At 73.2% G+C, this 14,910-nt stretch carries 10 protein-coding genes and 3 pseudogenes; 5 read left to right on the top strand and 8 right to left on the bottom strand.

Annotated elements, in window-relative coordinates:
- A pseudogene (locus VQ03_RS33875) lies at positions 1-248 on the top strand (FUSC family protein); the annotation flags it as partial.
- A gap of 32 nt (positions 249-280) precedes the next feature.
- Here the strand turns inward: VQ03_RS33875 and VQ03_RS33870 are convergent.
- From VQ03_RS33870 to VQ03_RS21470, 3 genes and pseudogenes are all read right to left on the bottom strand, one after another.
- Positions 281-904, bottom strand: a complete 624-nt coding sequence (locus VQ03_RS33870) for a LysE family transporter (RefSeq protein ID WP_048452947.1) — start codon at positions 902-904, stop codon at positions 281-283.
- Between the two features lie 526 nt (positions 905-1,430).
- Positions 1,431-1,997, bottom strand: a pseudogene (locus VQ03_RS21475) (general stress protein); the annotation flags it as partial.
- Positions 1,998-2,045: 48 nt separating this feature from the next.
- Positions 2,046-2,438: a PepSY domain-containing protein gene (locus tag VQ03_RS21470; protein WP_048452945.1), complete on the bottom strand. Its 393-nt coding sequence runs from the start codon at positions 2,436-2,438 to the stop codon at positions 2,046-2,048.
- Between the two features lie 348 nt (positions 2,439-2,786).
- On the opposite strand from VQ03_RS21470, the gene flhA reads away from it, so the two are divergent.
- From flhA to VQ03_RS21455, 3 genes are all read left to right on the top strand, one after another.
- The gene (flhA, locus tag VQ03_RS21465; RefSeq protein WP_048452944.1) at positions 2,787-4,907 is read left to right on the top strand and encodes a flagellar biosynthesis protein FlhA; all 2,121 of its coding nucleotides are present in this window, start codon (positions 2,787-2,789) and stop codon (positions 4,905-4,907) included.
- A gap of 273 nt (positions 4,908-5,180) precedes the next feature.
- Positions 5,181-6,320: a Gfo/Idh/MocA family protein gene (locus VQ03_RS21460; RefSeq protein ID WP_048452943.1), complete on the top strand. Its 1,140-nt coding sequence runs from the start codon at positions 5,181-5,183 to the stop codon at positions 6,318-6,320.
- Between the two features lie 51 nt (positions 6,321-6,371).
- Positions 6,372-6,902: a gamma carbonic anhydrase family protein gene (locus VQ03_RS21455; RefSeq protein ID WP_048452942.1), complete on the top strand. Its 531-nt coding sequence runs from the start codon at positions 6,372-6,374 to the stop codon at positions 6,900-6,902.
- Between the two features lie 186 nt (positions 6,903-7,088).
- Here the strand turns inward: VQ03_RS21455 and VQ03_RS32125 are convergent.
- The 3 genes and pseudogenes from VQ03_RS32125 to VQ03_RS21430 form a co-directional block, all read right to left on the bottom strand.
- Positions 7,089-8,813, bottom strand: a pseudogene (locus VQ03_RS32125) (putative bifunctional diguanylate cyclase/phosphodiesterase); the annotation flags it as partial.
- A gap of 681 nt (positions 8,814-9,494) precedes the next feature.
- Positions 9,495-10,022, bottom strand: coding sequence for a hypothetical protein (locus VQ03_RS21435; protein ID WP_048452938.1), 528 nt, complete (start codon positions 10,020-10,022; stop codon positions 9,495-9,497).
- A 4-nt stretch (positions 10,023-10,026) separates the two neighbouring features.
- A complete protein-coding gene (locus VQ03_RS21430; protein WP_083468136.1) occupies positions 10,027-11,520 on the bottom strand; it encodes an AMP nucleosidase in 1,494 nt (497 codons plus the stop codon).
- A gap of 93 nt (positions 11,521-11,613) precedes the next feature.
- Between VQ03_RS21430 and tsaA the strand changes: the two genes are divergently transcribed.
- The gene (gene tsaA, locus VQ03_RS21425; protein ID WP_048452949.1) at positions 11,614-12,153 is read left to right on the top strand and encodes a tRNA (N6-threonylcarbamoyladenosine(37)-N6)-methyltransferase TrmO; all 540 of its coding nucleotides are present in this window, start codon (positions 11,614-11,616) and stop codon (positions 12,151-12,153) included.
- On the opposite strand, the gene VQ03_RS21420 is transcribed toward tsaA, so the two are convergent.
- Positions 12,119-13,261, bottom strand: coding sequence for a GNAT family N-acetyltransferase (locus tag VQ03_RS21420; RefSeq protein ID WP_048452937.1), 1,143 nt, complete (start codon positions 13,259-13,261; stop codon positions 12,119-12,121). The genes tsaA and VQ03_RS21420 overlap by 35 nt on opposite strands.
- Positions 13,258-14,568, bottom strand: a complete 1,311-nt coding sequence (locus VQ03_RS21415; protein WP_048452936.1) for a lipopolysaccharide biosynthesis protein — start codon at positions 14,566-14,568, stop codon at positions 13,258-13,260. Before VQ03_RS21415 ends, VQ03_RS21420 begins: the two co-directional genes overlap by 4 nt.
- Positions 14,569-14,910 lie beyond the last annotated feature (342 nt).

Raw genomic sequence — 14,910 nt, 5'->3', positions numbered from 1 at the left:
TGGCCGAGGCGCTGGCGGCGGGCCGCCGGCCGGCAGGCGACGACGCGGCCTTGCTCGCCGCGATCGCCGGCTACCGCGACGCCATCGACGGGATGCGCCAGCGCCAGGTGACCCGCACCCTCTCCACCGACGGCGTCGGCCGCATCTTCTGGCTCGCCTTCAGCCTGGAGCAGCTGCGGCGCAACCTCGACGACCTCGCCGAGCGGGCGGCGGACTTTTCCGGGCCGGCGGCCGGCGGCGACGCCTGAGGAGGCGACGAGGGCGGCGATCGCGCCCGCGCTCAGCCGGCGACGGCGCGCCAGACCGCGAGTGCGGCGCAGCCGACGAGGAGTGCCGCCAGGACGAGGCGGGCCGGGCGCCCGGTGCCGGCGAGCCGCGCCCGGCAGGCCGGCCGCGCGAGGACGAGGCCGATCAGGCCGAACCATGTCGCGGCCATGCAGAACACCGCAGCGCCCGCGACCGGCACCGCCGCCCGGCCCGGATGGGCCAGGAAGAAGCCGGCGAAGAAGGCGAGGCTGACCGGGTTGGTCACCGCTGCCCCGAGGCCGAGGGCGAAGGTGCCGGCATCGCGTCCCGGTGCGAGCCGGGCCGGGTCGTCGAGACGGCCGGCCCGGCCGCTCGCCAGGCGATGGGCGGCCCGCAGCATCAGGAGCGCGAACAAGGCCGTGCCGAGGCCGGTGACCAGCCGGCCCGCCGGCAGGAGCGAGGCACCCAGCCCGGCGACCGCCGCCGCCAGGGCCGCCCCGCACGCGACCCCGAGGGCGGCGACCACCGGGCCGCGCCCCGGCGCCGCGACGCTGGCCCGGAGCACCACCAGCAGGTTGGGGCCGGGCGTCGCCAGGACGGGGGCATAGGCGGTGAAGAGCGGCCCCAGCAGAGCAGACCACGCATCGGCGTCGGACATCCGGCATCCCCCCGGCGCTCCGGCGCCGTTCAGGTGCCATAAAGATGCCAAAACCCGGTCCGTCGCGTCGTCCGAGTGAAGGACGCGAGGTGCGCTGGCGCACGGTCCGGCGGTGTCGAGGGCAAGTCTTGCGGCAGTCCAGCCGCTCCGCGCCTGCGCGCGGAGAAGTCTACGGGGTGACGAGAGCCGATGGCGGGCCGCCGGCGGGGAGCGCCGGGCGAAAGGAAGCGGCGGCAGGGTCACCCCTGCCGCCGCCTGCCTCACGTCACGGGATCGCCGTTCAGCGCCGCTCGGTGCCCATCGGCTGACGGGCCGGGGGCAGCTCGTCCTCGATGCCGACATGGCGCTCGCGGGTGGTGCCGGGCAGGCCGGGATCGACGGTCTGGGTGGTGGGCGCGGCGCCGGCCGCGAAGGGCATGCCGCCGGTATTGAGGCCGGTGGTGGTGCTGCCGGCAGCGCCGACCGCCGACGAGCCGCCGGCGACCGCCGCCGGGTTGGTCATCGAGGGAGCGGTCTCGTCGTGGCGACCGGTCCAGCCCTCCTGGCGCCAGCCGCGGGCGCGGTCGTCCATGTCGACCGAGCCGTGCTCCTTGAGGATGCTGTGGACCCGGTCGGCATGGGCGTCGTCCGCCCGCACGGTGACCAGGGTGCCGCCGCGGCGCACGCCCTCGGCATAGGAATGGGCCTGCTCCTCGCTCAGCCCCGCCCCGGTGAGCGAGCCGATCAGCCCGCCTGCCGCGGCGCCGACGCCGGCGCCGGCCAGCGTGGCGACGAGCCAGCCCGCCGCGACCACCGGGCCGACGCCCGGGATGGCGAGCAGGCCGAGGCCGGTGAGCAGGCCGGCGCCGCCGCCGAGCACGGTGCCGATCGAGGCGCCAGCCCCGGCGCCGTTCGAGGCGTCGTGGGCAGTCTCGCCCGTGGTCGTGCCGGTCGTCGTGCGGTCACGGCCGACATGGCTGGAGTAACGCTCGTCCTGGTTGTTGGCCACGATGCTGATGTCGGCATGCGGCACGCCGGCCGCCTCGACCTTGCGCACGGCGGCGGAAGCCTCGTCGTAGCTGTCGAACAGGGCGGTGATGGTACGGGTCGCCATGGGCGTCGTCCTCATGTTTCGAGAAGCGGGATGCGGAGCCAGGCGCGCTTACCGCGCGGTCGCGACGTTGCCCTTGAAGTCGAGGCCGACCATCACCGTGTTGCCGGACTGCATGGCTTGGCCGCGCCAGATTCCCTGGTCGTCCTTCTTGAGGTCCTTCACGTCCTTGAAGCCGGCCTGTTCGAGGCGGCTGCGGGCCTGGGCTTCGGTGAAGCTGTTGGCGCCGGGCTCGAGCTTGGCGTTTGTGGTGACGGTGCCGGTGGTGCCCGGGTTGTTCTTGTCCATCATGTCGGTGTTGGGCCGGGTCACCGCTTCCTGGCCCTGCGACTGGGTGCTGGGCTTGGCGTCGCGGGCCGGGTCGCCCGTCACGGTGGTCTGGGCCTGCGCCGCGCCGGCCCCGATCATGCCGAGAGCCGCGAGGGTGATGAGGGTCTTGCGCATGGTCTCCTCGAACCTTGTCTGACCGATCGATGCCATTTCAATCATTGCCGCGCGTCTTGGTTCCGCAGGAGGAACGTTGAGGTCCGGAGGGGATACGAATTCTCCAAAAATTCATATTCAGCTTGACCGTTGAGGTCGGGTGCTTTGTTTTTTCGCTGATGCTGCGACGCACAAAACTAGAACGTCAGGATTGTTCCAGTCAGAAACTGAACATTCGCTCACCTTGCGTCGCCGGCGAAGCCGGGGATCGACCGTCCGCGCCCGGCCGTCTCCGGGAGCCCGAGCGTTAACCCTTCCCTAACCATGGGCCCGGCAGGAATTGCCGGGTCGTTGGTGGGTGAAAATTCGATGAGCGAGACGGGGGCACTCGGCGCGGGCCACATCTTCGCCCTGCCGACGCGGGCGGACCTGATGGCGCTGACGCGCCGCAGCGACCTGGTCCTGGCCGTCTCGGTTCTCGGCATCCTGGTGGTGCTGATCTTCCCGCTGCCGGCTTTGCTCCTCGACCTCCTGCTCGCGGTCTCGATCATCCTGTCGGTCCTGATCCTGATGACCGGGCTGTTCATCGAGAACCCGCTCGAGTTCACGGTCTTCCCGACGGTGCTCCTCATCACCACGATGCTGCGGCTGGCGCTCAACCTCGCCTCGACGCGGCTGATCCTCGGCCACGGCCACGAGGGCACGGCGGCGGCCGGCCACGTCATCGAGGCGTTCGGCCACTTCGTGATGGGCGGCAACTTCCTGATCGGGATCATCGTCTTCACGATCCTGATCATCGTGAACTTCGTCGTCATCACGAAGGGCTCGGGGCGCATCGCGGAGGTCGCGGCGCGCTTCTCCCTCGACGCGATGCCCGGCAAGCAGATGGCGATCGACGCCGACCTCTCGGCCGGCCTCATCGACGAGAAGACCGCGCGGACCCGCCGCCAGGCGCTCGAGGACGAGTCCTCGTTCTTCGGCGCCATGGACGGCGCCTCGAAATTCGTGCGCGGCGACGCGATCGCGGCGCTCCTCATCACCTTCATCAACGTGGTGGGGGGCATCATCATCGGCGTCGCCCAGCAGGGCATGGGCTTCGGCGACGCCGCCAAGACCTACACCCTGCTCACCGTCGGCGACGGCCTCGTCAGCCAGGTCCCGGCCCTGATCGTCTCGACCGCGGCGGGCCTTCTCGTCTCCAAGGCCGGCGTGCGCGGCGCGGCCGCCCGGGCGCTCGGCCGCCAGATCGCCAACTACCCGAAGGCGCTCGGCATGTCGGCCGGCGTGATGCTCCTGATCGGGCTCCTGCCCGGCATCCCGATGCTGCCCTTCCTCGCCCTCGGGCTCGGCGCCGCCTACCTCGCGCGCCGCATCGCCCTCCTGCCCAGGCCCGCGGAGGACGAGGCGCCCGGCGGCGCGCCCGCCGCCGATGGGGCCGGCGCCCCGGCCAAGGAGGAGACGGCGGCCGACCTCCTGAAGCTCGACGACCTCAAGCTCGAGATGGGCTACGCGCTCCTCGCCCTCGTCAACGGGCCGGGGGGCCAGGACCGCCTCACCGACCAGATCCGGGCCCTGCGCCGCCAGCTCGCCGCCGAGCTCGGCTTCGTGATGCCCTCGGTGCGGATCCTCGACAACGTCCAGCTCGACGCCAACACCTACGTGGTCCGGGTCAAGGAGATCGAGGCCGGTTCGGGCCAGGTCTTCCCGGGCCAGTTCATGGCGATGGACCCGATGGGCGGCCAGGTGCAGCTGCCCGGCCAGCACCTGCTCGAGCCGACCTTCGGCCTGCCGGCGACCTGGATCGACGCCGCGTTGCGCGACGAGGCGCAGCTCAAGGGCTACACCGTGGTCGATGCCGCCACCGTGGTCTCCACCCACCTCACCGAGGTGATCAAGGCCCACGTCGCCGACCTCCTCAACCACGTCGAGGTGCACAAGCTCCTGAAGGAGCTGCCCAAGGAGCACGGCGAGCTGCTCAAGGAGGTGGTGCCGGGCCAGATCGCCACCACGGGGATCCAGCGGGTGCTGCAATACCTGCTCGCCGAGCGGGTCTCGATCCGCGACCTCGGCACCATCGTGGAAGGCATCGCGGAGGTGGCCGGCCACATCAAGAACCCGCGCGACATCGTCGAGCACGTCCGTGCCCGCCTCGGCCGCCAGATCTGTGCCCAGTACCAGGGGCCGGGCGGCGTCCTGCCGATCATCACCCTGTCGCCGGCCTGGGAGAGCGCCTTCATGGAGGCGATCGTCGGCCATGGCGACGAGCGGCACCTCGCGATGCAGCCCTCGAAGCTGTCGGACTTCGTCACCACCGTGCGCGACCGCTTCGAGGAGGCGGCGCGCCTCGGCGAGATGCCGGTTCTCGTCACCTCGGTCCAGGCCCGGCCCTTCGTGCGCTCGATCATCGAGCGGTTCCGCCGCGAGACCCCGGTGATGAGCCAGGCCGAGATCCACCCGCGGGCGCGGCTGAAGACCGTCGGCTCCGTCTGACGAGAAGACCCGAAGTTCTCACCGGAATGCCCGCGCGGCGGGGCCGTCGCCTGACTTGCCGCGCACGGCCCCGCTCCCGTCATTCATGAGAATAGATACTCCCGGACTGTTCCCGACCGTCTCCGCGGCTCCGCTCCGGTGCCCCGAAAGGGGTAGGATGCGACTTAATCCTCCCCTGGAGTGTGGGCCGCTCCCCGGCCCTTTGCGCCCGCCCGACTTGCCACACCTTGGTCTAGCCTTCGCGGCGCAACATGCGATCGGGGAGCAGGTCAGGTGGCGAGCATCGGCATCGTCGGCACGGGGTTCGTGGCCGATTACTACATGCGCTCCCTGGCGACCCTGCCGGACGTGACGGTCGCGGGCGCCTGGGACATCGACCGCGACCGGCTGCACGCCTTCCGCAAGTACTGGCGCGTGCCGGCCGCCACGAGCCTCGACGACCTGATCGGCCGGCGGCCGGACCTGATCCTCAACCTGACCAATCCGGGCTCGCACTACGCCGTGACCCTGGCCTGCCTGGAGGCCGGCCTCGCGGTCTACTCGGAGAAGCCGCTGGCCACCCGGCTCGACGACGCCCGCCACCTGCACCGCGTCGCGACCGAGCGGGGCGTGATGCTCGCCTCCGCGCCGTGCAGCCTCCTCGGCGAGAGCGCCCAGACGGTGTGGAAGGCCCTGCGCGAGCGCATCATCGGCACGCCCCGCCTCGTCTACGCGGAGATCGACGACGGCTTCCTGATCCGGGCCCCGCACGACCGCTGGCGCAGCGAATCCGGCGCGCCCTGGCCGGTGCAGGACGAGCTGGCGGTGGGCTGCGCCCTCCAGCATGCCGGCTACTACCTGACCTGGCTGATCGCGATGTTCGGCTCGGTGACGCGGGTCGCCTCGGCCTCGGCCGAGGTGCTGGGTCTCACCCTCGCCGACGGGTCGGCCGCGGCCCCGACCTATGCCTGCGCCTCGCTGTTCTTCGAGAGCGGGGTGGTGGCCCGTCTCACCTGCTCGGTGGTGGCGCCGCACGACCATTCCCTGCGCATCTTCGGCGACGACGGCATCCTGGAGGTGGGCGAGTGCTGGTCGAACGACGCGGCCGTGCGGCTGCGGCGCCGCCACGTGCTGCGCCGGCGCCTGATCGATTCCCCCCTCACCCGCCGCCTGCGGGTGAAGCAGCGCACCCACGCCAAGATCGGGCGCAAGGGCGCGACGGCGATGAACTTCGCCCTCGGGCCGCAGGAGATGCTGTCGGCCCGCGCCGAGGGACGGGCGAGCCGCCTCGACGCCGATTTCGCCCTGCACCTGACCGAGGTGGCCCTGGCGATCCAGAATGCCGGCGACGGCACCGGCCACCAGGAGATCGCCTCCCGCGCCGGCCGCGTGGCGCCGATGCCGTGGGCGGCCGACGACAGGGCCGCGGGCTGACGGCGCCGGCCCGGCATGCGAAAGGAGTCGGATCAACCGGAGGATCCGCCGATGCCGCTCTATGCCCTCGACACCGTCAGCCCGGTCGTGCCGGATGACGGCAGCGCCTGGATCGCCCCCGACGCCCACGTGATCGGGCGGGTGCGGCTCGGCCGCGAGGTCGGGGTGTGGTTCGGCGCGGTCATCCGCGGCGACAACGAGCCGATCACGGTCGGCGACCGCACCAACATCCAGGAGGGCGCGGTGCTCCACACCGATGCGGGCTTCCCGCTCACCCTCGGCGAGGGCATCACGGTCGGCCACGGCGCCATCGTGCATGGCTGCACGGTGGGGGACAACACGCTCATCGGAATGGGCGCGACGATCCTCAACGGGGCCAGGATCGGCCGCAACTGCCTCGTCGGCGCCAACGCCCTCGTCACCGAGGGCAAGGAGTTTCCCGACAACAGCCTGATCGTCGGCGCGCCGGCCAAGGCGGTGCGGGTGCTGGACGAGGCGGCGGTGGCGGGCTTGCGCGCCTCGGCCGACCGCTACGTCGCCAACGCCAGGCGCTTCGCGCAGGGCTTGCGGCGGGTCGACTGACCACAGCACCCGCGGCGCCTCACGCCGCCGCCTCCTGTCCGGGCGTCTCGCGCGTATGCTCGGAGAACAGGGCGATCGGGCCGGGGCGGCCGAGGAGGTAGCCCTGCGCCTCGTGGCAGGCCTCGGCCCCAGGAAGTCGAGCTCGGCCTTGGTCTCGACCCCTTCGGCCAGCACCGGCAGCCCGAGGCCGCGGCCGAGGCCCAGAACCGCCCGCATGATCGCCGCGGTCTCGCGGTTGACATCGACGGCGCGGATGAACGACCGATCGATCTTGATCTTGTCGAACGGGAAGGCGCGCAGGTTCGACAGCGACGAGTAGCCGGTGCCGAAATCGTCCATCGCGACCCGCACCCCCAGCGCCTTGATCCGGCGCAGGGTCGCGAGGGCGCGGACCGGATCGCGCACCAGGGCCGTCTCGGTGATCTCGAGTTCCAGGCGGGCCGGCGCGAGGCCGGTGGTGAACAGGACCTCGTGGACGAGCTCCGCGAAGCCGGGAGCGTGGAGCTGCACCGCCGAGACGTTGACGGCGATGCGCAGCGGATTGTCCCAGGAGGCGGCCTCGCGGCAGCTCTCGCGCAGGACCCACTCGCCGATCCCTAAGATGCTGCCGGTCTCCTCGGAGATCGGGATGAACAGGTCGGGCGGCACGGTGCCGCGCTCCGGATGGTGCCAGCGCAAGAGCGCTTCGAACCCGACCACGGTGCCGCTGTCGATCGCCATCTGCGGCTGGTAGACGACCCGCAGCTCGCCCCGCTCGACGGCGTGGCGCAGGTCGTGCTCCAGGGAGCGCCGGTCGCGGATCCGGGCGGCGAGGACCGGCTCGAAGAACCGGTGCACGCCCCGTCCGTGGCTCTTGGCGCAGTAGAGCGCGGCGTCGGCGTGGTTGAGCAGGGTCTGGCTGTCCTCCGCGTCGGTCGGGCAGAGCGCGATGCCGATGCTGGTCGCCAGGATCGGCCCGCTGCCGGCCCGGGCGTTCCCCTCGCGGATCACCCGCAGGATCTCCTCGGCGATCCGGCCGGCCTCGGCCTGGTCGACCTCCGGCAGGAGGATCGCGAACTCGTCGCCGCCCAGGCGCGCCATCATCTGCCGCGGCCCCAGCACCGGCGTGACCCAGCGCGCCAGGGCTTGCAGCAGGCTGTCGCCCATGGCGTGGCCGTAGAGGTCGTTGACGTCCTTGAACCGGTCGAGGTCGAGGCACATCACCGCCACCCGCCGCCCGGAGGCCTTCGCCAGCGCGATCTCCTCGTCCAGGCGGGTGCGGAAGGCCGCCCGGTTCGGCAGGCCGGTCAGGGTGTCGTGGTGGGCTAGGAACTGGATGTGCTGCTCCGCCTCGCGCCGGGCCCGCAGGTCGCGCACGGCGATGGCGTGGCAGGGCCGGTTGCCGAGCCGCCGGCGGATCACGTCGACCGGCAGCACGGCGCCGTCCGCGCCCGTCAGCTCGGCCTCGAAGGCCCGGCCGTTCGGGCCGGCCTCGAGGCGCAGGACCACGGCCTCGGGAACGATCTCGGTGACCGGCTGGCCGATCAGCGCCGCCGGCGACCGGCCGATCAGCTCGGCGAGGCTGCTGTTGACCGTCACGATGCGCCGGCCGTCGCAGACCGCGATGCCCTCGACCGCGGCATCGGCGAGGCTGTGGATCAGCTCCTGCGCCTCGCGCCGGCGCCGGGCGCGGCCGTCCAGGGTCACGCCCGTGACGGTGAGGACGAGCAGCGTCAGGCTGACAAAGCCCAGGGAGGCGGCGAACTGGCCGTCGGCCGTCGCCGGGGCGAGACCGTCGCCGGCCACGACGAGCCAGACGGCGTGCGGGAGCAGCACCGCGAGCGACAGGGCCAGGGCCGCGCCGGCACGGCTCCCCGGGCTGTCCCGCAGGCCGCCGCGCAGGGCGATCGCGGCGAGCACGATCCCGGCCATGCCGGACAGGCCGAGCCCGATGAGCCAGCCCGGCCGGCCCGCCCCCGGCAGGCACGCCGAGACCGTGGCGCTGACGGCCGCGAGGCCGAGGCCGAGCAGGACGCCGCCGAGCGCGACCGCGAGGCGGGGCGGCGCCGAGATCGCGGTCCGCAGGCCCGCCCCGGCGAGGAGAACCATGAGCACGAGGCCGAGCAGCAGGGGCTCGCTCTCGCGCAGCATGCCGGCGGGAAGGATCGACGCCTGGGCGATGACCTGGCTCGCCCACAGCCCGAACCCGCCCGCGATGGCGGCGGCCGAGATCCAAATCCCCCGGCTGCTGCCGGTGGTGGCGCGGGCATGCTGGAACAGCTCGATCGTCGTGACCGAGGCGAGCAGGCCGGTCAGGAGCGACAGGCCGACGAGCCGCCCGTCATGCAGGGCGAGCAGGGGTTCGGCGATCTGCAGCATGAGAGGTTCGCGGTCCGTCCTCGGCTGACGGCACCGTGGCGGCGTGCCGGTTGCGAAGAAGTAAAATGCATCCGGCAAATCGCCGCTACGCGCACCAGCGGGCACAGAATTGCACCGATGACACGACGTAAGTCGCAGTCGATCCCCCGCCATCCGTACCCTTCGACGCTCGGGAAGAGCATCCGTCTCGTCATGCCATGAAGCGGCGCTGACGCAGGGAACGGTCGTGCCGCATCACCGGCAGGTGCGGTCGCAGGCCTGATCCTCGTCGAGACGCAGCCGCGTGATCGCGCAGCCCCGTGCCACCAGACCCGCCGGGTCGAGGTCGGGAAACAGGCCGGCATAGCGGCGCACCAGGGCTGCCGCGAGGGCGTCGGCATCGCGGATCGCCGGCAGCGAGGCCGCGAACAGATCCGGCGTCACCGCCGTCACCGGCACGCACTGGCGCACCGCGATGCACAGGCCGGTCCGGAACCGGGTCGGGTCGAGAACCGGCAGCTCCTCGGTCCCGTCGGGCCGGCGACGGCCGGGCCGCAGGATCGGCAACAGGGCGTAGCGCGCCCCGACCCGGTTGATCGTGCGCTCGAGGTTGAAATGGACGAGGTCGCGGCCGAGGCCGGCGAGACCGTCGAAATCCTCCGCATGCAGGCGGATCAGCGCATCGGCACCCAGGGACGCGGCGAGGTCGGCCACCGCCACGACCCGCGTCCGGCCGCCCTCCGCCACGGCGACCCGGCGGCTGTTCGAGATCGGCAGCGACACGGGGCTACCGGAACGGTGGCTCGTCGAAGCTGCGAAGCTTGCGCGAGTGCAGGCCGTGGCGGTTGCGCCGCAGGGAATCGAGGGTGGCGAGCCCGATCAGGAGGTGCTCGCCCACCGCCCGCTCGTAGAACGCGTTGGCGGCACCCGGCAGCTTGATCTCGCCGTGCAGCGGCTTGTCGGAGACGCAGAGCAGCGTGCCGTAGGGCACCCGCAGGCGGTAGCCCTGCGCCGCGATGGTGCCGCTCTCCATGTCGACGCCGATCGCCCGCGACAGGTTGATCCGCCGCCGCTCCTGCGACCAGCGCAGCTCCCAGTTGCGGTCGTCGTAGGTCACTACCGTGCCGGTGCGCAGGCGCTGCTTCAGCGCCTCCTCCCGCTCGCCGGTGACGCTGGCGGCCGCCTCCTGGAGCGCCACCTGGACCTCGGCCAGGGCCGGGATCGGCACGTCGGGCGGCACCAGCTCGTCGAGGATCCGGTCGCGGCGCAGGTAGCCGTGGGCCAGCACGTAGTCGCCGATGGTCTGCGACTGGCGCAGGCCCCCGCAATGGCCGACCATCAGCCAGCAATGCGGCCGCAGAACCGCCAGGTGGTCGGTGATCGTCTTGGCGTTGGAGGGGCCGACGCCGATATTGACGAGGCTGGTCCCCTGCCCCGGCTGTCCTTGGCCGTCGCGCGCGACGAGGTGGTAGGCCGGCATCTGGAACCGGTGCCAGGGCGAGGCGGCGATGAGGGCATCGGCCTGGGCTCCCGCCGCCTCCCCGGCCTCGACCACGATGCCGCCGGGCAGGACCAGCCGGGCATAGCGCTCCGGCTCGGCGGCGAGCGCCTTCAGGCCGACCCGCACGAACTGGTCGACGTAGCGGTGATAGTTGGTGAGCAGGATCCAGGGCTGGATCTGGCGCCAGTCGGCCCCGGTGTAATGGACGAGGCGGCGCAGGGAGTAGTCGACCCGCGGCCCGTCGAACAGGGCGAGCGGCCGGGGCTCGTCGCCGGCCTCCAGCCACAGCCCGTCGGCGATCTCGTCGCCGACGCTCGACAGCATCGGGGTCGGGAAGTAGCGCGCCAGGTCGCTCGAGGTGACGCCGCGGGCCAGCTCCGCCCCGGGCTCGACCACGTAGGGGTACGGGATCTCCTGGGCGCTCAGGCCCACCTCGATCGTGGCGCCGTAATCCTGGACCAGCGGCCGCAGCTGCTCGAGCAGGTAGGCGCGGAAATGCGCCGGCTGGGTCAGGGTGGTGGCGTAGACGCCCGGTCCCTGGAACTTCGCGGTGGCGCGGGTGATCCGCGGCAGCGGTCCCGTGGGGCGGTAGGTCAGGCGCAGCTCGGGATAGCGGAAGGTCAGCCGCTCGGCGGCGTCGGGGGGCACGCCGTCCGCGAGGAACCGGGTCAGCGCATCCCGCAGGCTCCCGGTGGCGGCGGCATGGAGCGCCGCCAGGCGGTCGACCGCCGTCTCGGGATCGGCCACCGTCTCCATCGGTCTCAGCTCGTCGGCGAACACGGTCGATCGGTCTCCCTGATGCCCTCCCGGCCAGCCTATACCGGGCGGAGCGGCGGGGCGACCCGGATCCCGCCCTGATCGATGGGACGCATGATGAGCGAAGCGGATTTCGGCCCGCGGCCGGGCGAGGAGATCGTGGACCTGCCGGCGGCCTTCGATGCCGGGCTCTACTTCGTCGGCCGGGTGCGCACGCCCTGGACCGAGCGGGCGCAGTGTCCGCGCAACTCGGCCCAATCGGACGCGGTCTGCACCCTGGAGGTCGATCCCCGCTTCGCCCCGGCCCTGCGGAGCCTCGCGGGGACCACCCACCTGATCGTGCTCTACTGGATGGACCGGGCGCCCCGGAACCTGGTGGCGCAGCAGCCCCGCCACGCGCCGGAAGCCCGCGGCACCTTCGCCCTGCGCTCCCCGGCCCGCCCGAACCCGATCGCCGTCTCGGTGGTGGAACTGCTCGGCATCGAGGGCGAGACCCTGCGGGTGCGCGGGCTCGACTGCCTCGACGGCACGCCGCTCCTCGACATCAAGCCCTACTTCGCCTCGACCGACGCGCGGCCGCAGGCCCGGGTCGGCTGGCGCGAGGCGGAGGCGGACGGAGAGGTCAGCGGCCGCGAAGGCCGGCGAGCCGCGCCTTGAGCCAATCCTTGGCGGCGTGCTGCCGCCGCGCCCGGGCGGCGAGGCGATCCGGCGAGGGCCCGCCCGGGGGCGAGACCACGATCTCGGCGATGCGGATGCGCTCGGGATAGAGGTCGTCGAGCACCGGGCTCGCCAGGGTCGCCGAATCGAGCCTGTCGGCGAAGCGGGTCTCGTGCAGGACCCGCACGATCTCGGCCTCGAGCAGCACGCCGGGAGCGAGGGCGCGCAGATCCTCGTCATAGGCGGTCTTGAGCAAGGTCGCGGTGCCGCCGCAGACCAGCGCGAGGCTCGCGGCGACCACCCGCCCGTCGAGGCGCAGCAGGTCGGCGCGCCCCGTCACCGGCCCGTCGCCGGCGCGGAACAGGGTCCGGGCGAAGTCCGCGGTCTCCGGCCGGCAGGCGAGCGCGGTGCCGGCCCGGCCCTTCCAGCCGCGCCGCTCCAGCGCGAGGAACTCCGCGACCGCCTCCGCCAGGTTCCCGTCCGGCCCGACCGCCTCGACCGTGACGGCACCGGCCTCGTCGAGGCGCCGCCGGCGCCGGCGCAGGTCCTTGAGCCGGCCCTTGTGGGGGTGGTCCCTGAGGAAGGCGTCGTGGCTCGCGCGCCGGTCGAGGACCGGGCGCAGGAAGCCCGAGACCTCCGCGCTGCTCCAGCCGTCGCGGGCGAGCGCGGCGAGGAGGGGCTGGTCTTCCGCCGGCAGGAGCGGCCACCACCACGGGAGCCCGAGCGCACGCATGCCGCCCACGAGCGCCGCCAGGGCGGGCGGGCCATCCGCACCCCCCGCCACCAGGGGCGCCGTCACGGTGAGGTAGGGCGAGGCGAAGGGCCGGGCGATCCGGCCGAGCCCGAGGGGGCCGCGCCCGGTCCGGAACGGCAGCAGCGCCAGCAGGTCCGGGCCCGAGCGCACGGCGAGGCAGGGCAGGTCCGCCGGCGCCAGGCCGTGGTCGCGATGCGCGCCCAGCACATGCCGCGAATAGTCGGGCGTCGGCCCCGCCGCGCGGGCGGCCAGGGCGTCCCAGGCCTCGGGCTCCCGGCTCAAGGAGGCCAGGGTCGTGACCGCGCAGGCCGGGGCCGCGGCGGTCGGGCTGACGGGCGGCGCGTGCGCGGTCATCGGGCGAAGGCCGGGGTGAGAAGGCCGAGTCGGCGACGCGCCAGGAGCGCCAGGGCGCCGCCCCGTCCGGCGGTCGCGAGGGACGCGGCCAGGGCCGCCCCGGTAAGGCCGAGGAGCGGCACCAGCGCCAGGGTGAGGATCACCGCCGCGACGAGGAGCCCCACCGTGACGGCGGCGCAGGCGCGCTCGGAGCCCAGCATGGTCAGGAGGTCCTCCGCCGGCCCGAAGGCGGCGGCGAGGCCGTGGCCGGCGACGAGCAGCGCGAGGAGCGGCAGGGCTTCGCGAAAGTCCGGCCCGAACAGGCCGAGGAGCAGCGGGCCCGCCGCCACGACGGCGAGCCCGGTCGCCAGGGTGGCGAGGAGCGTCAGCCGCGACCAGCGCCGGACCAGCGCCTCGAGCCCGGCCCGGTCGTCCCGCGCCTGCGCCCCGGCGAAACGCTGCGCGGTGACCGAGGAGGCGGCGTACTGGACGAAGACCACGAATTGCAGGAGGCGCGTCGCCGCGAAATAGGCGCCGACCTCCGCCGGCGGCAGCAGGAAGCCGAGCACCAGCACGTCGACGAAGTTGAAGCCCGAGCCGGCGAGGTCGATCAGCGCCATCGGCAGGGCCGCCCGCACCCAGTCTCGCCACGGGTAGCGCGCCCGGCTCGCGGAGCGCTCGGCCCGCAGCCGCCGCATCACGGTCGCGGCCTGCAGCGCGAGCGACAGGGCGGTGGCGGCGAGCGTGCAGGCGACGGCGACCGCGGCTTCGGCCGGCGCGCCGAACCCGATTGCCGCCAGCATCATCCCCATGATCAGGCCCTGGCGCAGCAGATAGGGCGGCACGACGGCGAGCAGCGTCCAGTGGCGGCCCCGCGCCACGCCCTCGCAGAAATCCTGGAGCGCGAAGAGCGGGAGCACAAGCGCCGCCACGAGCAGCGGGCCGGCATAGGGGCCGGCGACGAGGCCGGGACGGAGCCAGAGGAGGGCCGCGCCCAGCCCCGCCAGGAGGGTGGCGGCGGCGAGGGAGAACACGGCCCCGAAGGCGAGGAAGCCGCGTTCCGGCCCGGCCGCGCCCTGCGCCCGGTAGGTCGGCAGGAAGCGGCAGGCCGCCTGGGACAGGCCCCAGGTCGAGGCGTGGCCGAGCAGGGCGGTCCAGACCCAGACCGTGGCGAAGATCCCGTATTCCTCACCCCCCATGAGGCGGGCCATCAGCACCTGGGCCACGAAGGCGCAGGCCGCCGCGGCGATGCGGACGCCGAACACCGCGAGCGCGGTGCCGGCACCACCGCCCGCCTCCGCCTCGCCGAGAGAAGCCCCGGCCGCCATCCCGCCGCTCCGATCGCGCCGCGTGAGGGTCCTTGTTAGCGTGGCGGGCTTGCGGGGGGGTTAAGTGGAGCGGGAGACATGCGGGGTGGGGATGGCCATGGGCCGACGCCCCGCGAGCGCGTCCCCGCGGAGGAAGGAGCGTCTAAGCAGACTTGCGTTGGCAGGCCACACAGTACACGACACAACAGGTTGCGCGGTGTGGGAGCGAGGGCCGAGAGCATGAACCCTCCCCCCTCTGCGGGGGAGGGTGACCCCTGCGTCAGCAGGGGGCGGGAGAGGGGCAGCGCGACGCTGATCCAGGAAGCGCCGGTCAGAACGGTCGCGACCTCTCCGGAAGCGGCG

Origin of the sequence: Methylobacterium tarhaniae, from assembly GCF_001043955.1 — a bacterium.
In the GTDB taxonomy this organism is placed as follows: domain Bacteria; phylum Pseudomonadota; class Alphaproteobacteria; order Rhizobiales; family Beijerinckiaceae; genus Methylobacterium; species Methylobacterium tarhaniae.
This window is presented reverse-complemented; position numbering and strand designations above follow the sequence as displayed.